Below are 21,149 nucleotides of genomic sequence, written 5' to 3' on the forward strand. Positions count from 1 at the left end.
GTACAAAAAAATAACCGCTTTGCTAGCGGTTATTAAATTTTTATTGTGCAGATTTTTGCAGAATACTGAAAACCGGGAAATGGTCACTATATCCTCCAGTAAATCGATCTCCGTCCCATGATCTGAAAGGATAACCTTTGTAGCTTCCCTCTTTATTGATGAGGTATCCCGGAGCATATACTTCGGTTGTATACACAGTATAATCTTTTTGTGCAGATCTTCCTTTGTCTCCGATTAGATTTTTTGAATAAATAATCTGGTCGAATAAATTCGGTGCATCCTGGTATGCTAAAGAAGCTACACCATTCTTAAACATCTTAAACATCGGATTAAAATATGGTGTTTCATCACTTACTTTATCGATATCACCTGTAGCTTTTACATAGTTTTTGAAACTTGGACTAACCGGATCGTCATTAAAGTCACCCATTGCCATTAATCTGTATTCCGGATTGCTGTTTCTTATGCTGTCCATTTGCTGATTGAGCAATGCTGCTGCAGCATTTCTTTTCGGAAGAGAAATAGCTTCACCACCTCTTCTGGAAGGCCAGTGATTTACGAAGAAAGCAAATTTCTCTCCATCTAATTCTCCAAGAACAACTAACAAATCTCTGGTGTATTCACGTTTTCCGTTATCGAATATTTTTAGCTCCTTCTTCCATGCTTTTTCAAGTTTGAAACGGCCTTTTTGATAAATCAGCCCATTGTCGATACCTCTGGCATCATAAGAATTAAAATGAACAACGCCATAATTGTATTTAGCAAGCTGAGGCTGTTTTACCAGGTCCTCAATAACCTGTCTGTTTTCTACTTCAACAAGACCTACCACAACTGGAGCTGTTTTGGTATACTTACTACCGAGCTCTGAAATAACTTGAGCAATATTCCCCAGTTTTTGTTGATAAACTTTCTCAGTATAATTTTTGGCACTTTGTGGTGTAAATTCACCATTAGAGTATTGCTGTCTTACGGCTTTCTTTCCTTTCAGAAGAGCATCACTCCATTGTCCTTTATAGGGTTCATGCTCCAGATACTGTATAGAATCTACAGGAATGCTTCTGTGAAATGCAGGGTTGCTTACATCTTTTGTTCCGTCAATATAATCTGCGGATTTATAGATGTCCCATAAATTTTCCACATTATAAAATCCTACAGCAGCAACTCTTCTTATATTACTTTGGGAAAAAAGTAATATATTCGTAAATAATAGAGTAATGAATAAAAATTTCCTCATGTCAGATTGGTTTGAAATTACAAAGATAAATGAAATAAATCTTTAATTTTACATGACATCAATGGGGTGGCCTCATACCCTCCGCTAAATAAAATTACACTAAATTTGCGGAAAATGACCTCGATAATTACTAAACAATATTTAAGATATGATTAAAAAGCTATCATTGCTGTCATTGTTTACACTGTTGCCGGCATCTTTTTACTACGCACAAACTACTGCTTTTGCGTATATTAAAGATACTGCGGGGAAACCTGTAGAGAGTGCGGATGTAAGCATGAAAGGATCATCGTATAGTGTAACAGCTGACAAAATTGGATATTTCCAATTTGTAGGTCTGAAGCCGGGACACTATCAGATTACAGTTTCAAAACCTCCTTTTGAATCTCAAATTGTAGAATTTGATGTTGAAGAAGGTAAAAAAAGACAGGATTTAGGTGTCATCAAATTATCCACTAATTTTAATGATATAGATCAGGGATTTACTATTCTTGATGACAGCGATCAGTCTGATGAGCTCAATAACCAGTCAACAGTTGGCTTGCTACAATCGTCGAGAGATGTGTTTAGTAGTATCGCAGCATTTGATCTTGGATTTTACTGGTTCCGCCCGAGAGGGATTGATTCGAGACTAGGAGAAAATATGATTAATGGTGTTTCTACCGCACGTCCGGATACGGGAATGGTAGATTTTAGTACGTGGGGTGGACTTAATGAAATTACACGCTATCCGGAAATCGCACTGAATCACAGTCCGTCTGAATATGGATTTGGTGGTGTGGGATCTGTATTTTATAAAAACACGAAAGCGAGTGATTACCGTAAAGGTAGCCAGCTCACCTATTCTCTGACCAACCGTAACTATAATAACCGATTATCATACAGGTTCTCTTCCGGAATGAATAAGAAAGGATGGGCATTTACAGGTATGATTGCCAGAAGATGGGCGCAGGAAGGTATACAGGACGGAACTTTCTATGATGCTATCAGTGGTTACCTGGGAGTTGAAAAGAAAATCAATGATAAGCATACGGTAACACTTAATGCAATTGGCTCAGACTACAGAAGAAGTACATCCAGCCCGAATACTCAGGAAGTATATGATTATAGAGGTATTCATTACAATGCTTACTGGGGATGGCAAGATGGAAGAAAACGTAGTGAGAGAGTAAAAACCGGATTTATGCCAATGATCCAGTTAACGGATTACTGGAAGATTAATAAAAAATCTGATTTATGGACAACTGTTTCTTACCAGTTCGGAAAAGAAAAAAGTTCCAGATTAGATTGGTATAAGGCCAACAACCCGTCTCCAATTTACTATAGAAATCTTCCAAGCTATTGGGAGAATTTAGATAAACCTAGCCTTTCACAGCAGGAAAATCTTGCATTAACCAAAGACTGGTGGACTAATAACGATCAGGATCATACACAAATCAATTGGAATTCATTGTATAATGCTAATCTAAATGGACCGGTAGGAGAGAATGGAAGAAGAGCTTTTTATTTTCTTGAAAATGATGTGAAGAACAACAAAATTTGGAATGTATCAACACATTATACCAATAATCTTACGGACAGAATGAAGTTGGTTCTTAATCTGACCTATCAGAATTATTATTCTGAACAATATAGAGAGATTAAGGATTTATTAGGTGCTGATTATGCACTTAATATGGACCCTTTTGCTAAAACAGCCAGAGGAGGGAGCTTCAATACATTGGATTCAAATGTTAACAAAAAAGTAGGAGATAAATTCGGGTATGATTATATCTACAGACGTCAGGATATTAATTTCAATGCCGGACTGAAATTTTCAACACCGAGGATTGATGGATTTGTTTCTGCTTTAGTAGGTTATTCAACAAATAACAGAGAAGGTCTTTTCCAACATTACTTATATAAAGATTCTTATGGTAAAGGAGCAGATCAAAATTTCTGGAATTTTGGTTTGAAAGGACAATTGACTTATAAGCTGAACGGAAGAATGTTCTTGATGTATAACGGGGCATACTATTCTCAGGCACCGTTCCTTAATGATATTTTTATCAATGCAAGAAATAGCAATGCTGTTTCTCCAAATATTCAGAGTACTATTATTAATGCAAATGATTTAAGTTATATAATTTCAGCGCCAAGCTTTAAATTAAGATTAACTGGTTATTTGATCAATACGATGAATGATACTAATGTACAGCGTTATTTTGCAAATGGAATAAGCTTTAATACATTGGATGACGCGGGACAAGAGATACAAGGAGACAACCAGGCAATGGTTACACAGGTATTATCCAATGTAAATACAAGAAATATGGGTGTAGAAGTGGGTATTCAGGTAAAGATTACTCCAACTCTTACAGCTAGTGGTTTGGCAAGTATTGGACAGTATACCTATACAAATAATCCAAAGCTTTATTTTGCATCCGATGCAATGGGCGTTTTCTATGATTATAATAAACAAGGAGAGCTTGTAAGATCTGAATATAAAGATCTTGGAGAGTCATATCTTAAAGATTATAAAGTAGGAGGTACACCACAACAGGCATTCTCGGTAGGCTTAAGGTATAGCAGTCCGAAATACTGGTGGATTAGTGGTAACTGGAATTATTTACGTGATGGATATATAGATCCTTCTCCTGCTACCAGAACAAATTCGTTTATCTATAATCCGAATACACCGGGGGTACCATATGATGATGTTAATGAAGTAGAGTTGAGACGAGTTCTGAAGCAGGTACAATTACCAGATGCATTTTTCTTTAACGCAAGTGCAGGGAAATCCTGGGTTATAGGGAAATATTATTTTGTAATTTCTGCGACGGTTAATAACATCCTGAATAACAAGAAATATATTACGGGAGGTTTTGAGCAGACAAGGTACATTAACTATAAAGATTATGTAGCTGATTTTGATAGAAATACCTCAAACTTTGCTCCTAAGTATTTCTATTCACAAGGAAGATCTTATTTCTTCAATGTTCAGTTACGTTTCTAATTTCTAATCAATTTAAATAAAAAAAAATGAACCATATATCATATTTTAAATCATTTATTATCGCGACTTTAGGCATAGCAGCCCTTAATTCGTGTGTTAAAAGTGACGATTATTCAGTTCCTACAATTGCTTGTACAGATAGATTCCCGGCAACTAATCACGCATTGTCTGATTTGCCGGCAATTGCAAAAGTGAAGCCTACACAAGCAGATATTATTAAGGAAGATTATATTGTAGAAGCTTATGTATCTTCTTCAGACCAATCCGGGAATATTTATAAGGCATTATATGTTCAGGACAAGCCTGAAAATCCTACACAAGCAGTTGAAATAGACATTGATGGATCGAATCAGTATGTTAATTACCCATTAGGATCTAAAATAAGACTTAATCTTAAGGGATTAGTGGTGCAGGCGACTAATAATAATGTTAAAATTGGTACTTATGATCCTGATTACCCTATTGGGAGAATTAATCCTAATAAATTATCAGATTACATTGCGCGAGTTTGTGGAACTGAAGGGAAGGCTGTAATTAGTCAGATGGTGCCAGTAGTATTTGATAATATTACCGATGCTTTGCAGCCTCAGAATGTCAATAAATTGATTACGATTAAAGGAGTGCAATTTGATGATGCTGAGTTGTCTAAGACCTTTAGCGATGCTGATAAAACTGGAGACAGATATATTGTAGATCCTAAAGGCAACAAATTAGACCTTAGATTTAGTAATTATGCCAATTTCTCAACAGAGAAAATTTCTCCTAATTATGTGAAGAGCGGTGATATTACGATGATTCTTAGCAGATATAATACAACATATCAGGCATATCTTAGAGATCTTAAAGATCTTAACCTTACAAAAGACAGATTCACTGTTGAAGTAACTCCTCCTGATACAGTAACTCCTCCGGCAGCTAATGCAGCATGGCTATTTAAAGGAGCAGATTTTGAAAACTGGAATGATTTCATTGCTGCTTTGGATGGTAATGGCGTAAAACCATATGTTTCTCAAGCAGTAGGTAAAGGGATGAATGGAGGTAATGCTTTATTAATCAATACACCGGCAACAGGAAGCAATGATTATGTATTTACAGTTAGATCTGGAGCAGGGTATCCTGCTGCACCAAAAAGAATTACTTTCTATATGAATGGTACAGCTGCGGGTAATGGATTATCCTTCAATGTATACGATGCAGCGAGTAAGTATACGCCATTTAATTCCGGGGATGTAACAGGAAGTGTACAGCTTACAGCTGCAATAACTAACGGTTATGGCGGAAGTGTCGATACAAAAGGTAAATGGGTTCTCGTAGCATTAGACCTAAGTACAATGCCAAGTGTTAATACGAAAGCCGGATCAAATATATTTGCATTTAAAATAGGAAAATCAGGAACTTATAATCTACTTATAGATAACCTTAAAATAGAATAATATAATCTGATTATATAAATAAAAAACCGGAAGAAAATCTCTTCCGGTTTTTTATTTTAAAGATTCTTATAGTGCTGAAATAATAAGGATGATATATGCTCGGATATATCATCTTATACTTTTTAGAATAAAAGTGATTAAACGGGCTTTAAATTAAGATAGAAAAAAGCGTGACTTTCTTATGTCATTATAAAAAAATACTCAGTCCATATGGACTGAGTGTTCTTTATTTGTTGTTTTGTAATTTTAAAAAGCAGCTTCATTTACTTCTTTACCTCTCTGGAAGGTCATTGTTTTCTGTTTACCTTTATAAGAAACGGTTACCAGATTCATCTGGCTGGAAAATTCATTCAGAAGTATTGTATTTTTAACTTTTATAGTACTGATATTTCCTATGCCTGAAGCCTCAAAATATACCCACACTGCTTCACCATTTACCTGGCTTCCGGTATATGTAAGTCTTACAGGAGCCCCATTTACACTAGTACTAAAGTTAGCGTTTACATAATTTTTAGCAGCATTATCAAAACTTCCGCTTTTAGAATCCATTTTAAGAGCCTGCTCTAAATCTGAAGCGTTCATTTTGGTAGTGAACTTCAGAACTCCGTTCGCTTCATTATAATCTACCTTGGTCATAGAAGAATGGAATTCCATAAAACTAAATGCGAAAATTAGCAATGATAATATGCCTAATGTTCCTAATAACTTTTTCATTTTAAGAGAATTAATTTCATTTCCAAATAATAAGAGTCAAAATATATGCCACAAATTAACTAAAAATTAACACTAATTGCATATTTTTCGTAGAATGCCTTGATATGGGCAACAGCGTCATCTGCATTGTCTACAATTCTGTAAAGATTAAGATCTTCTTCTGAAATAAGACCGTTTTTAAGTAATGAGCTTTTAAACCAGTCGATTAAGCCTCCCCAGAATTCACTTCCTACTAACACAATTGGGAAGCGTCCAATTTTGTTGGTCTGAATAAGGGTGAGGGCTTCCATTAGTTCATCTAGTGTTCCGAAGCCTCCAGGCATAACGATAAATCCCTGAGAGTATTTTACAAACATTACCTTTCGTACAAAGAAGTAATCGTAATCCATATTATAACCATCGTCAATGTATGGATTGAAATGTTGTTCAAAAGGAAGGTCTATGTTCAGTCCGATAGATTTTCCGTGTCCGTGTGCACCACGATTTCCGGCCTCCATAATTCCGGGGCCACCACCAGTGATAACTCCGAATCCTAATTCAGTTATTTTTTCGGCTATCTCAGTAGCCATTTGATAATATTTGTGGTCTTCCTTCAGTCTTGCAGAGCCGAAGATGGAAACGCAGGGGCCTATTTCTGTCATCTTTTCAAATCCGGAAACAAATTCAGCCATGATTTTAAAAACCATCCAGCTGTCCTTAGTCAGTTTCTCGTCCCAGCTTTTCTGGCGGAAACTTTCTTTTACTCTTTCATCTAAAATAATATCATTTTTAGGTGTATCTTTCTTTTTCATGTGTCTACATTTTTATTTAAAATATTCTTCTGCCAACAGAATACTCTCCGGTTTTCCAACATCTACAAGATATGCATCATGAAGATAGCCATTGATTCTTTCTGTCATCATAAAATCCAGGTATTCTTCCATAATGGAAAATTTTCCGGTACGTTTTATTTTATCAAAAATAAGAGAATTAATACAATGGATTCCGCTGAATGCTAAGGGGCGGAAGCCTTTGTTGAATTCTGCAAGCTTTTGTTCTCCGGTATTGGTGTTCATCCACCCTTTTAAGATCATAGAATCGTCGAAAAGTAATTTTCTGCTACTTTCTCTGTCCGAAACAGCAAGGGTAACAAAATCTTTATGTTCTTTGTGGAAGTTAATGAATTCTGTAATATTCAAATCAGTTAAGATATCCACGTTCATAATAAGAAAACATTCTTCCTTTTCCAGAAAAGGTTTTGCAAACATTAAGCCACCTCCGGTTTCCAATAATAGTTCGCTTTCATCGGATATTTCTATCTGAGCGCCGAAGTTATTTTTTTCTTTTAGGAAATCAACAATTTGTTCTCCGAAATGGTGAATGTTTATGACGAAATTATTGATACCAAAAGACTGCAGGTAATTGATGTTACGTTCTAATAATGTAATTCCGTTTACTTTAGCCAAAGCTTTCGGATGGGCATCCGTAAAAGGTTTTAAACGTGTGCCTTTTCCTGCTGCAAAAAGTAGAGCTTTCATAGATTAGTTCAGTTGAGGTTGCTCATCATGGTGTAGGATAACGTTTGCTTGTGGGTATTTTTCACGTATAAATGCAGCTGTTTTTATAGCCGAATATACGGACCTGTGCTGCCCGCCAGTACAGCCGAAGTTGATCTGCAGATTCTCGAATCCACGTGCAAGGTAATCATCGATGTTAATAGAAACAATGCTGAAAACTGAATTCAGAAAATCCTGAATCTTGGTTTTTTCTTCTAAATATTCCTGTACAGGGATATCGTTTCCGGTTTGTTGTTTGTATTCTTCAATTCTGCCCGGATTTAGTATTCCGCGGCAGTCGAATACAAAACCACCACAATTACCGGAATTGTCTTTCGGAATACCTCCTTTTTTATATGAAAAACTATGAATTTCGATGTTTAACATTTTATAATATATTATTTTTAATCATTAAGATATTTAGAGAATTAAGCCTTATTAATCAGGTAATGCCATGAAATATTCATTAACCATTGGGATTGCTGATTTTGTTATATTATCTGTATAAAAATTAATGAGTAGTCCCTGAGGCTTTTGAAGGATTTTCATATAAGAAAGTAATTGTGCTTGGTGTACAGGCTTAATCTCATCAACAGTTTTTAATTCAACACAAATTAAGTCATTTACCAGTAAATCTAACTTTAATTCTGTATCAAAACATAAATCATCATAAATAATAGATGCTAAGACTTGTTGTTCGACATCATATCCGCTTCTTTCCAATTCGTATTTCAGACATTTTTCATAGATGCTTTCCAATAAACCAGGCCCCAAATTTTTATGTACCTTGATTACACAACCAAGGACATTGTAAGAGAGCATTGTTATATCTTTTTTTGTTATCATCTAAATTTTCTTAATTACTTAATGGTTAGACAATTCAATGATTTTCTGATTTATAATTGGTGTTGAAAGTTGTACAATTACTTTTTGTAATTCCGGATATTTCTGAAGTTCTGTCCAATTCTCGGAAAGATTAGTAATGTTTTCTATTCCACGCGAAATACTCTCTATAAAGTGTTTTTTCCGCTGAATAAGGCCACGGAAACCATATGCTCCTAATACCTGAAGAAAACGCAGGAGTTTGCAATAGTTTACAGCTTCTTTGAAAGAGTCTTCAGAAAAGGAATCTTTGTTCAAAGCCAAATATTCGGTAAGAAACTCATTTTTCCATTCTGCAGAAAAGTTTGCTTTGGCCTGAAACAGAAATGAAACAAGGTCATAAGTAGCTGGTCCCAACATTGCTGCCTGGTAATCGATAAAATAAATTTCATCCTGATCATCGACCATAATATTCCTGGCCTGGAAATCCCGCATCATAACCGTGTGTGGCTGAAGTGACTGAACTTTGTCAGAAATGTGTTTGAACTCCTTTAATATTTTTCCTTTATGGTAGTCGATTTCTAGTACATCAACCAGAAAGTTTTTGAAGTAATAAAGATCATGGGTTATGGGAAAACTATCATATGCTTCATATTCGTAAGCGTGTGAGAAGTCAATATTTCCTGATGTTTTCTGTTGAAAATTGCTTAGTGATTTAATTGTCTTGCCAACTAGATTCTTTATCCTTTCGCTGTGTCCTTCTTTTGTAATAACTTCGGATAAAGTATTGGAACCAACATATTGTTGAAGATAAAGATTTCTTTCGGTGTTGATTGCATAAATTTCCGGTACGCGAAGCTGTAAATTGCGAAATGCATTTGTCAGATAGAAGAAACTCTCATTTTCATCAATTTTTTCGTTGAAAGTAAGAATATACTTTTTATCAGATGTTTCAACAATTAGATTCTGGCGGGCAGAGCCACTCTGTTGCAGAGGGGTTATTTTAAAGTTCGGATGTCCAAAATAATCTTCTAAAAATTTCTGAAATAGTTCTTCTCGCATAGTCTGATCTCCTTACAAATATACTAAATGATATTTATAGAAGCGGAAACAGAGCGATATAGATATATTAAATAATATTTTAAAAGTTTTTTATTATTGATCTAGACGGTATGCTTTTGTACCTGACTGATGTTTTTAATAGTCCATTCTATTTTTTTCTCAAATGGAAATTCACGAACAGGACAATTACTAATCTGACATACAGAGCAGGAGATAGGCTTACAATCGTCCATATGGAAATTGAATTCTATCTGTCGGTCCAGATTTTTAGCAAGCAAGATGAGTACCTTTTCCATTTCGTTGTGAGCATCTCTTAGACTGTAATACCACGGCAGCGTAATATGAGCATCAATATGAAGATTGGCTCCGTATTGCTGAATTTTCATATTATGAATATCTATCCATTGTGGTTGCCTGTTGGCCAGTAATATTGCAGTGATTTCTTTTAAAAGTTTATCATCGGTTTCATCCATAATTCCGCTTAGCGCTTTACGGACAATCTGATAACCAATAAAAATAATATAAGACCCGAATATTAGTGCTACAACACTATCTATCCAGTACCAGTGTGTAAAGTGCACAATGACTAAGCTTATCACAACTCCAAGCGTTGTGATTGTATCGGATTGTAAATGTTTGCCGGAAGCAATAAGTACCAGAGAGTTTTCTCTCTTTCCTTTTATCAAGGAATACCAGCCAAGTCCATAATTAATAAGTCCGGTTATAAGTACTATGATAATTCCCCAGTCGAGATCCTTTACATGATTTCCCTTAATCAAGCTATTACTGGACTGGACGATAATTAATATACCGGCAATAATGATGAGCAATCCCTCTACACCGGAGGTTATAAATTCTACCTTTCCATGTCCATAAGGATGTTCTTTATCCTTTGGTTTTGCTGCTAAGTATAGAGAGTAGAGGCCTAAAAATGCACTCACAATATTAACTATACTTTCCATTGCATCGGAAAATACGGCGTCCGAATTTGTTAGTTGCCAGGCAACTAGTTTGCCTATGAATAGTATGATTCCGGCAAAAGCAATAGCCCGCTGAAAAGCAAGCTTACTAATATCTTTATTGACTGTCTCCTCTTTCATCAATTGATATATTATGGTAAAAAATATATTACAAAAATAAGGCATCTTTAGAAGATGCCTTGGTTTTTATTTTATACTAGCTCGTTTGCCACCAGATACTCTGCTATTTGTACAGCGTTGGTAGCTGCTCCTTTTCTGAGGTTGTCTGCAACAATCCACAGATTTAGCGTTTTAGGCTGAGAAAGATCTCTTCTGATTCTTCCTACGAAAACTTCATCTTTTCCTTCAGCTTCCAAAGGCATTGGGTAAACTTTGTTTTGTACATCATCTAATACAACAACTCCCGGAGTTTCTGAAAGGATCTGACGAACTTCCTGAAGATCGAATTCATTTTCGAATTCAATATTTACACTTTCAGAGTGCCCTCCTTGTACGGGTACTCTTACGGCAGTAGCTGTAAGGCTGAAAGTATCATCACCCATGATTTTCTTAGGCTCTTTCATTAATTTGATTTCCTCCTTCGTGTAATCATCATCTGCGAATACATCACAATGAGGTAAAGCATTTTTGAAAATCTGATATGGATAAACCATTTGTGGAGTTTCGCCTTTAATTTCAGCATTTAACTGATCTACAGCATCTTTACCAGTTCCTGTTACAGACTGATAAGTAGATACAATAACTCTTCTGATATCGTACTTTTTATTCAGAGGAGCCAATACCATTACTAACTGAATTGTAGAACAGTTAGGGTTAGCAATGATTTTGTCTTCTTTAGTCAATACATTAGCATTGATTTCCGGAACAACTAATTTTTTATCAACTTCCATTCTCCATGCAGAAGAATTGTCAATTACTGTTGTGCCTGCTTCAGCAAACTTAGGTGCAAACTGTTTGGATGTTTCTCCCCCTGCTGAAAACAGAGCGATCTCAGGTTTTCGGTCAATAGCTTCCTGCATGCTTACAATAGCATATTCCTGACCCTTGAAAGTAATTTTCTTTCCTACAGATCTTTCAGATGCTACAGGAATTAATTCAGTTATCGGAAGATTTCTCTCTTCCAAAACTTTCAGCATAACCTGGCCAACCATCCCGGTTGCGCCGACAACAGCGATTTTCATTTTAAAGTATGATATATTGGTTAAATAATTGTCAAAATTAAGAAATAAAAGCTTAATACTTAATATATAACAGTAAATAGGCGATAGTTTTTAGCTATCGGCATTCTTTGCTGCTGATAAGTTATAGTTAAGCTCCCATTAATTTTGCCCATGGCAAAGCAAATGCGAAAAGTGCAATTGCAAGGACAGCTAATACGACCATTCCCATAGAGATTGTGTCGTTTGTTTTAAGTTTCTTATTCAGAATTGTCATTAGTATAGCAGCAATAAGCATAGAGAAAGGATGCTCTATATAGGTGAATCTTAGAGCTGAATTTTTCATAAGTCCGCCCATACCCATTGCTTTGATTGTATCCATAAATCCGGATGTTCCTACAAGCATAATAATACCGATAAGAAACTGGATGTGGAAGAAGATCATTACGAATAGAGTTGATTTTCTCAGTAATTTGGAAACTTTACCGGAATATCCAAGTATCACTGTAAGCAATGCAATGATAAAAAGAGCGACTAATAGTAACTCCAGATAAGCGAAGCCTCTGTGCGCTTGTAAAAAAATATTGTGCATAATCTAAATTTAAATGTGAACAAATATAACAAAACCCGCCGAGATTGGCGGGTTTAATTGATTATCATTCAGATGATTTTTAACCAATGTTAGAATCTGAAAGTAGCCGCGGCTGACCAGGTTCTTCCGAAACCTAAGAACCCTGTATTGCCATCTGCAACGCCTTGATATACTCTTCCTGCTTCCTGATATGTTTTACCAGCATCCGGACCATTTGCAATTTTATCAGTTGTGTAGATGTTGGAGCTTAGCTCAGAGATATAATACTTATTGAATAAGTTGTATACATTAACTCTTAAAGTTAAAGATCTTTTCTGATCGATCGTAAACTTATAAGCAGCACCTACATCGAATAAGTTATAGCTTGGTAATTTTACAACGCCTTTGTCTCTTGCAGCTGCTGTAAGGAAATTAATCGGATTAAACTGAGCATATAATTTGTCATAGTATTCCCAGTTTGCATCAATACTAAATGCCTTGGTAATGTTATAATCAGCTCCAATACTTGCTGTAGTTTGTGCAGCATCACCCACTTTTAGATCTTTGATGTTTATTGTTCCTGTTGCTCCCGGAACTTCCTGGTTACTTAGGACATCGATGATGTTGAAGTTTGCATTTCCTTTGTACTTCCAGTTACCAACAGAAAGCATACCTCTAAGTCTAAGGTTAGAGAATGGTCTTGCTTTAGCCTCTAATTCAACTCCCTGATGAAGTTGTCCTACGTTCAAAGCATTGTAGAAATAAGTATTTCCCTGTTTTAATTGGGAGAAGTTTGCAACATCTCCGGCGGATGCGTTGAATGTTCTTGTAATAAATCTGTCATCCCATTGTGTTCTGTAGGCATTGATGTTAACGTCTACATAACGGGATTTGAATCCATAACCTAGTTCTATTGAGAAAATTCTCTCGTTCTTTACATCTTTATAGACATTCTGGTTCGTCGGGAATAAAGCACTAAATAATGGTTGTCTGGAAATAACACCTGTATTGAAGAATACATTGTGATGTTCATCTATATTATAGTTAGCACCTCCTTTTACAATATAACCAGTTTTGTTGTACCATTTTGTTTCCTGGCTATCCGGAGTATATAACATATAATCTCTTCGCTTATAGTATTGCTTGGAAACGGAACCCTGAAGTGAAGCACTTAGCTTTTCATCAGAATACTCAACCATTCCATATGCTCCAGCCCATCTTACCAATCCTTCATTGTATATAGATACTTTCTGAACATTATTTAGGTTTGTGATTGCTTCTGGTTTTACTATTTTATTGACAAAATAACCATTAGGAGAGTTCACTGTACTTTTCACAAAAAATGCATCAGAACCTAACATATCTGTAACTATATCATATAGTGCACCTTTGTAAGTTTTAAGGTCAATTCCTCCGTTGAAAGTCCAGTTGTTTTTCTTATAGTTAAGGTCAGCAATAGCACCATACCAATCGTGTGCATTGATACTTTGCTTTCTTACAATACCACTTGTACCATTCAATGTTGCTACATATCGTCCGTTATAATCGGTTGGTTGCCCTTGTTCTGCAGTGAAGGTTCCTTTTTGGAATGATCTTCCACTATAATCAGTTACCATTCCTCCTCTGTTGTAACGATAAATCATATCCCAATCAATGGTACCGCTACCATTTGTAAAGTTCATTGGAGTTTTTCCATCGGCTCCACCTAAGATGCTTCCGCTCAATCCGGTACCACCACCACCACGGCCCCATGAAGCATAAACTACAGTTGAAAGCTTTAAAGCATCATTAATAGTCCAGTCCCAGTTAATTGAAGCAATTGGTTTGTGGTAGAAATTAGGCGCTAAATTGAATTGAGATCCGTTTAGTATTCCTGTTTGTGGATTGTATCTTCTTCCGTATGTATCTAATTGACGTAATGTTGCTACATTGGCTCCCGTTGCAGAAGATCTTCTTGTATCGTGTACCTGTGGTGCTCCTGTTGCAATAATGTTGAAAGCATGTTTTTCATTTGGTTTGTAACCTACAGAGAAAAACCATGAATAACCTTCTCCTTTTGTTCCGTTAATGTAACCGTCACCTTGCCAACGAGAAAGTAATACAGTCGTTCCCCACTTGTTTTTTAAGCCTGAAGAATACATAGCTGATAATCTTGAATAGCTATCATTACCTACTTCTGCTTTTACCATTGCTTTTTGCTCTGAATCTGTAGCTTTAGTTACAATGTTAATGGTTCCTCCTACAGATGGAACAACAAATTTAGATGCTCCAAGACCTCTCTGAATCTGGATAGAGCTGGCAATATCTGCTAAACCAGTCCAGTTGGACCAGTATACAGCACCACTCTGCATATCATTTACAGGTTGTCCATTGATGATTACCGCAATGTTGGTAGCATCAAAACCTCTCATGTTAATTCTGCTGTCGCCGAATCCACCACCTACTTTGGTTACATAAACAGATGGCGTTGACTTCATAATTTCAGGAAACTCTCTGTTTCCCAATTTTTCCTGAATTTCCGTTGCCTTAATTGTGGAAACTGCAACAGGTGTTTTTCTTTCTTTAGCAACCTGTGTAAGGTTTCTTCCTACTAAAACTACCTCGTCAATAGACTTAGATTTTTCCAGAGAATCCTTAGTTTTCTGTGCGTAATACACACTGGCTGTGGATAATACAAGAGCCGTAATTAATGGCTTTTTGAAATTAATGTTCATAAATAACAGTGTTGATTTTTAACGCTGCAAATATGAGTATTTATTCTTTAACATTCTTTAACACGATGTTAATTTTTTTATGAAAAAAGCAAAAATAAAACCCGCCATTTGGCGGGTTTTATTTTTATATTCTAATGTTGTTTTGATTAGAAATTGAAAGATACAGTTGCAGCCCAAGTTCTTGGTGCCCCAAAGTATACTTTATTACCATTTGCAATACCTTTATATACATATCCTAACTGCTCATATGTAAGGTTTTGAGAATTTTTACTTCCGTCCGCTAAATTTGCAGGTTTGTCAGTAAGTTTAATATTCGTTCCTCCATCTGAAATATAAGTAAGGTCAAATAAGTTGTATACGTTAGCTCCAATAGTAAAGAATTGTTTAGAATCTTTTAATCTAATTTTATAAGAAGCACCAACATCAAAAAGATCAAAGTCAGGTAGCTTTAAAGCCGATCCTCCTGGTTTTGTAAATGTCCCAGCATCCATTCCTGAATATACTTTACCAACATGTCTCCACGTACCGTAAACACTTAAATCTTGAACAGGTCTAACAGTTACTCCAAGAGCTGATGTCATTTGTGGGATACTATTAAAACTAGAACCTCCAACTTTTACACCATCAAGATATAATGTACTTGAGTTTTTATCAGTTCCAGGTACAGTAATAGGATTATTAGCGTCATCATAATTAGCACCTGTTGCATTTCCTTTGTAGAAGTAATCACCTAAAGAGAACATACCATTAAACTCAAGGAAACGGAATGGCTTATAAGTTCCTTCAAATTCTATACCTTGGTGAACTTCAGTAATTCCTGCTAACTCAGAATATCCGGAAACTATACCTGCAGCTCCCATATCAAATTGCATAGATCTTCTTAACCATCTGTCTTTCCACTGCGTTCTATATAGGTTTAATGTAGCATTGAACTTAGCAGATCTGTATCCATAACCAATTTCATAAGATGAAATCTTTTCATTGGTTAATGCGGGATTAACAAACTGTTTGTTACTTGGATATACAGAGTTCATAAATGGCTGCTTGCTGTAATAACCTAAGTTTGCATATACATTATGATGATCATCAATATTGTAATTTACTCCCCCTTTAACATTAAATCCAAATAGATTTTTAAATCCTGTTTTAGTATGAACAGCAGGATTACTATCTGTTGCTGCGTAATATTGTTGAGGTTTGGTATTCGGGATTGGATCTCCAATTAGTTTTCCATTAAGTAATGTTACACCATCTTTTACAAAACTATCAATTCTTTGATATCCTTGATTAGATACTGATCCTTGAAGATATGCAGTTAGTTTTTCAGTAGAATATTCGATTTGACCAAATCCACTATACCAAAGAACTTCACCATCATTACTGTATGATAATCTGTCTGACATTGGAGGTTGATTTCCTCCAAATGGATTCCAAGCTAATTTTTTATAATCGTATGTATTACGAATTACATTAGGTGCAATGTTTTGATTTTTGTCATCCTTATAACCATTTGCTCCATATAAATCAGTTGCAACCATGTAATGATAACCATAGTAATATCTGTCATCTGTACCAACAGAGAAATTCCAATTATCGTTGATTTTATGTTGGAAATTCATTAAGATACCGTACCAATTGTGAGAGTTTACGCTAGATCTTCTGATAAGTGTACTACCTGCAGCAGCTGTATTAGCATCAACAGCAGCGTTTCCTTTAAAAATCTGATCGTAATCAATGTGTCCTGTATTATCTAAATACCCACTAGCAAATTTTCCATTTAACTTACCTTGATCGGATAATCCACCACCACGGCCGTTAGACATATAAGCAACAGTACTTAAGGTAGATTTGTCACTGATTGTCCAGTCCCAGTTTAACATAAGTACTGGTTTAGAGTAATAATTAGCTTTATTAGCAATTGAAACTCTTCTTCCGTCTGGCATTGTACGATAACCCCAGTCTGAATTGTAACTTCTGTCAGGAGTGCCATCATTATCCGGATTATATTTAATATAATCTGATATAGTATTTGATGTACTTCTCTGGTTGTGCCATTGTGGGGCAGAAGTAATCATAAACTGTAAATTATGCTTCTTGCTTGGCTGATATCCTAATGCAAAGAAGTAAGCATAAGATTCATATTGTGTATTTTGAACAAAAGTTGAACCAGCTTGTCTGCTCATTAAGAATGAAGAAGACCAGCCATTTTGAGATTTACCAGTGTTATAAGCAAAAGATGTTTTTAAAAAGTCATTGTTACCAACACCTAAACGGATAACCCCTCCTTGCTTCATATCAGCAGAGCGGGTTAAAAAGTTCATTGTTCCTCCTACAGATGCAATTGCTAATTTAGAAGAACCAAGACCTCTTTGTACCTGCATAGCGGAAGTTACATCAGAAAGTCCTGTCCAGTTAGACATATATACAGTACCGCCTTCCATATCATTAACAGGCATACCATTTACCAAGACAGCAATATTTCTGGATTCAAAACCACGGATATTGATTTGAGAATCTCCGAAACCACCACCACCTTTACTTGCGTATACAGAAGGAGTTGTGTTTAAGATTTCAACAAGTTCCTGGTTACCTTGTCTTTCTACAATTTGTGCAGCTTTAATGTTAGAAACAGCAACCGGAGTTTTTCTGTCTTTAGCAATGTCAGTTACACCTTTCAAAATTACCTCCTCGATGTCTTTCGATTTGGATTTTGTGGAGTCCTGTGTTTGCTGCGCGTAATAAACACTTGCTGTGGTTAGTGTAATTACAGCCGCAAGCATTGGCTTTCTAAAATTGATCTTCATATTATTGATTTACTTTACTTTTATTATGCAGATAGTTTTGGAGTGCAAAAATGCATATTTTTTTTTTAACGTAGTTTAACAAATTGTTAAATTTTCAAAACTTTGATAATCAGGGTTATATTTCTCATGAAATGATCTGAACTACAGATTGTAAAAATGCAGGCTACAACGGTTTTTGCAATCTGTTTGAATTATTATATCTCACAAATTTTGTTAACAAAAATAGATATTTATTGTGCTGCTTTTTAATTGTAAAGTAAACAAGGGGGTACTCTGATAATAATAAAAAATAAAGGTTTGCAATAATTAAAATCCATAATATTTGAACAAATAAAACGAGACTGCTTTTTAAAGCAGCCTCGTTCTTTTATTATTTTATATTCTAATTAGAATCTATAAGAAATACTAGCAGACCAAGTTCTTCCAAATCCCCAATAAACGTTGTTACTGGTATCTATTCCCTTATAGAAATTTAAAGGATTATTTCTATAGGCATCATACTTTTGTTGTGCTGTAGTTGTTACTCCTCCCGATGTGGTAGTAGAAAAATCAGACAATTCTTTTACGAAATTAGAAGATCTTGCATCTGAAATATATGTTGTATCAAACAGGTTAAACACATTCCCGGTAATAATTAATCTTTGATTGTTACCTATATTAAATGTATAAGAGAGACCAGCATCTGTTGTATTATAACTAGGATATTTTAAAGCACCTCTTTTTGCATTATCAGTTATCGAACCATCAGGTCGAACAACATAATCATTACCGAAGCTCACGCCACCATAATAATTCCCAAAGTAATTCCAGTTACCAAAAATGCTTAACTGTTTTACAGGTTTTAATGTAAAACCTATTGAACCTGTTGTTTGTGCTGCATCTGAAACTTTTACTTTGTCTAAAGCGAATACTGCAGTATTACTGCTTCCATTAATTGGAATTGGGGTACCATTTAGGTCAAATAAATTTCCTGTAGGGTTCCCTTTATATTTCCAATCCCCAATAGAGAACATTAAATTGAATGTTAGATAGTCAGTGGCTTTTAAAGTTCCTTCAAATTCAGCTCCCATGTGTATTTCCTGAATACCAGTTGCATCTACAAATGCTCTTGAATATGGTTTATTATTAGCATCATTTCCTGATAAATTAGAAAATCTTTGATATCTATCTTTCCATGATGTATAATAAAGGTTAACGTCTGCATTGAAAATTGCGCTTCTAAATCTGTAACCAAGTTCGGCAGAAGCGATTTTTTCATTCGTTAAATTAGGATTTAGTATCTGTTGGTTACCTGTTTGGCGACCATCTGCGACAGGAGTATTGTACACAGCATAATTATTAGGCTGTTTAGAATAATATCCTGCATTTGCAAAAACAGTGTTATGCTCATCAAGATTAAAGTTAATACCAGCTTTAGCATTATATCCGAAAATATATTTGAATCCGGTTTTTCTATTAACTGTCTGACCTTGTTGTACTGTTACACCGTCTATAATCCAATTGTCAATTCTCTGAAAGCCTTGCTCCGAAGCAGATCCTTGAACAAAAGCAGATATTACATCGTTAGAATACTCTAATTGTCCAAAAATACCTCCCCATAATATTTCACCATCATAATTTCTGTATACGATTTGGCTCTGATCTTTAACTGCTTTTACGAAAGGGTTTGCAGAAGGTTGTGGCTTCTGTACAAGGGTTACATCATAACCTCCGGGAATATTCATATTGTCTTTCTCAATATACTTGTTATTTCCCCAAAGACCTGTTAATAAACCTGGGTGATAGCCATAATAATATCTACCATCTAAACCAACAGAGAAATTCCAGTTATCATTAATCTTGTGTTGGAAATTAGTAAGAAACCCATACCAGTCATGTGAATTAACGCTGGATCTTCTTACAAGTCCATTAGTTCTGGTGGCTACACCTGGTGTTTTGTTATTTGCACCAAAATCGGCAACATTTCCTCCTTGATTCCATCTAACAATATCATCAAATCTGATAAGACCATCGGAAGTTTTTGGAAGGCTATTAATATTGGTTCCATTGATAGTTCCAATAACCCCTGTACCGCCACCGCGTCCCCAAGAGCCATAAAGTACAGTAGATAATTTAGATTTTTCATCCATGGTCCAGTCCCAGTTCAGCATAGCAACCGGTTTGCTATACCAGTTTACTGATTGAGAATATTCTCTGGCAATACCATCTTCTCCTGTCATATAACCCCAGTTGGAATTATACCTTCTGTTAGGTTTGTCAACACCATTGCCATACTTTATAGCTGTTGCAATAGTATTCTGGAAGTTATTTTGATTGTGCCATTGTGGAGCCCCTGTAAACGTAAATTGGAAATCATGTTTCTTATTAGGCTGATAACCTAAAGCAAAATAATAATTATATGCCTCACCCTTTGTTCCGTTAACGTAACCGTCAGTAGATGTTCTGCCCATTAAGAATGAAGTGGACCATCCCTTAGCAGATTTACCTGTGTTGTAAGAAAATGAAGATTTTAAATAGCCATCATTACCAACACCTATCGTTACATTGCCCTCCTTTTTTTTGTCAGCTGCTCTGGTAATAAAATTCATGGTACCACCAACAGAAGCAATAGCTAACTTAGAAGAACCAAGCCCTCTTTGCACCTGTAACGCGGAAGTTACATCTGAAAGCCCTTGCCAGTTAGAAAAATAAACAGTACCACCTTCCATGTCATTGACTGGCATACCGTTAACCATTACGGCAATATTATTGGTATCAAAACCTCTGATATTTACACGTCCGTCGCCAAAACCACCACCTCCTTTTGTTGCATAAACAGAGGGTGTTGATTTTAAGATTTCAGGAAGTTCCTGGTTACCCAGTCTCTCAACGATCTGCGCTTCTTTGATGGTAGAAACTGCAACCGGAGTTTTTCTATCTTTAGCAATGTCAGTAACACCCCTTAAAATAACCTCATCGATGTCTTTTGATTTGGATTTTGTAGTGTCCTGTGTTTGCTGTGCATAATACACGCTGGCTGTAGTTAGTGTAAGTACCGCCGCAAGCATTGGCTTTCTAAAATTGATCTTCATATTATTGATTTACTTTTATACGCAGATAGTTTCAGGTTGCAAAATGCACTTTTTTTT

At 35.6% G+C, this 21,149-nt stretch carries 15 protein-coding genes; 2 read left to right on the forward strand and 13 right to left on the reverse strand.

Annotated elements, in window-relative coordinates; genetic code table 11:
• Nucleotides 1–40 precede the first annotated feature (40 nt).
• Complete coding sequence (locus tag AYC65_RS18870; protein ID WP_034871691.1) at nt 41–1,234, reverse strand: endonuclease/exonuclease/phosphatase family protein; 1,194 nt, start codon at nt 1,232–1,234, stop codon at nt 41–43.
• 148 nt (nt 1,235–1,382) lie between these two features.
• Between AYC65_RS18870 and AYC65_RS18875 the strand changes: the two genes are divergently transcribed.
• Both AYC65_RS18875 and AYC65_RS18880 read left to right on the forward strand, forming a co-directional pair.
• A complete protein-coding gene (locus tag AYC65_RS18875; protein WP_034871690.1) occupies nt 1,383–4,229 on the forward strand; it encodes a carboxypeptidase-like regulatory domain-containing protein in 2,847 nt (948 codons plus the stop codon).
• 26 nt (nt 4,230–4,255) lie between these two features.
• A complete protein-coding gene (locus AYC65_RS18880) occupies nt 4,256–5,662 on the forward strand; it encodes a DUF5689 domain-containing protein (protein ID WP_034871689.1) in 1,407 nt (468 codons plus the stop codon).
• Between the two features lie 246 nt (nt 5,663–5,908).
• Here the strand turns inward: AYC65_RS18880 and AYC65_RS18885 are convergent, their stop codons facing one another.
• The 12 genes from AYC65_RS18885 to AYC65_RS18940 form a co-directional block, all read right to left on the reverse strand.
• On the reverse strand, nt 5,909–6,376 hold the full coding sequence (locus AYC65_RS18885; RefSeq protein WP_034871688.1) for a DUF6702 family protein: 468 nt from the start codon (nt 6,374–6,376) through the stop codon (nt 5,909–5,911).
• A gap of 59 nt (nt 6,377–6,435) precedes the next feature.
• On the reverse strand, nt 6,436–7,167 hold the full coding sequence (locus tag AYC65_RS18890) for an LOG family protein (protein ID WP_034871687.1): 732 nt from the start codon (nt 7,165–7,167) through the stop codon (nt 6,436–6,438).
• Between the two features lie 12 nt (nt 7,168–7,179).
• Nucleotides 7,180–7,893 carry a nucleotidyltransferase family protein gene (locus AYC65_RS18895; RefSeq protein ID WP_034871686.1) on the reverse strand — a complete coding sequence of 238 codons (714 nt, stop codon included), beginning with the start codon at nt 7,891–7,893 and terminating at the stop codon, nt 7,180–7,182.
• A 3-nt stretch (nt 7,894–7,896) separates the two neighbouring features.
• The gene (locus AYC65_RS18900) at nt 7,897–8,298 is read right to left on the reverse strand and encodes a RapZ C-terminal domain-containing protein (protein ID WP_034871685.1); all 402 of its coding nucleotides are present in this window, start codon (nt 8,296–8,298) and stop codon (nt 7,897–7,899) included.
• 51 nt (nt 8,299–8,349) lie between these two features.
• Nucleotides 8,350–8,757 (reverse strand): GxxExxY protein, encoded by a 408-nt coding sequence (locus AYC65_RS18905; protein ID WP_034871684.1) that lies wholly within the window; start codon nt 8,755–8,757, stop codon nt 8,350–8,352.
• 18 nt (nt 8,758–8,775) lie between these two features.
• Entirely contained in the window at nt 8,776–9,795 is a 1,020-nt protein-coding gene (locus AYC65_RS18910; RefSeq protein ID WP_034871683.1) for an aminoglycoside phosphotransferase family protein, read from the reverse strand.
• A 101-nt stretch (nt 9,796–9,896) separates the two neighbouring features.
• Nucleotides 9,897–10,895: a cation diffusion facilitator family transporter gene (locus AYC65_RS18915; protein ID WP_034871682.1), complete on the reverse strand. Its 999-nt coding sequence runs from the start codon at nt 10,893–10,895 to the stop codon at nt 9,897–9,899.
• 71 nt (nt 10,896–10,966) lie between these two features.
• Nucleotides 10,967–11,956, reverse strand: a complete 990-nt coding sequence (locus AYC65_RS18920; protein ID WP_024563996.1) for an aspartate-semialdehyde dehydrogenase — start codon at nt 11,954–11,956, stop codon at nt 10,967–10,969.
• 127 nt (nt 11,957–12,083) lie between these two features.
• Nucleotides 12,084–12,524: a hypothetical protein gene (locus tag AYC65_RS18925; RefSeq protein ID WP_034871681.1), complete on the reverse strand. Its 441-nt coding sequence runs from the start codon at nt 12,522–12,524 to the stop codon at nt 12,084–12,086.
• 89 nt (nt 12,525–12,613) lie between these two features.
• Nucleotides 12,614–15,217: a TonB-dependent receptor gene (locus tag AYC65_RS18930; RefSeq protein WP_034871680.1), complete on the reverse strand. Its 2,604-nt coding sequence runs from the start codon at nt 15,215–15,217 to the stop codon at nt 12,614–12,616.
• Nucleotides 15,218–15,363: 146 nt separating this feature from the next.
• Complete coding sequence (locus AYC65_RS18935) at nt 15,364–18,021, reverse strand: TonB-dependent receptor (RefSeq protein ID WP_034871679.1); 2,658 nt, start codon at nt 18,019–18,021, stop codon at nt 15,364–15,366.
• Nucleotides 18,022–18,407: 386 nt separating this feature from the next.
• A complete protein-coding gene (locus tag AYC65_RS18940; protein WP_034871678.1) occupies nt 18,408–21,092 on the reverse strand; it encodes a TonB-dependent receptor in 2,685 nt (894 codons plus the stop codon).
• Nucleotides 21,093–21,149 lie beyond the last annotated feature (57 nt).

This window comes from Elizabethkingia bruuniana (assembly GCF_002024805.1).
Classification (GTDB): Bacteria; Bacteroidota; Bacteroidia; order Flavobacteriales; family Weeksellaceae; genus Elizabethkingia; species Elizabethkingia bruuniana.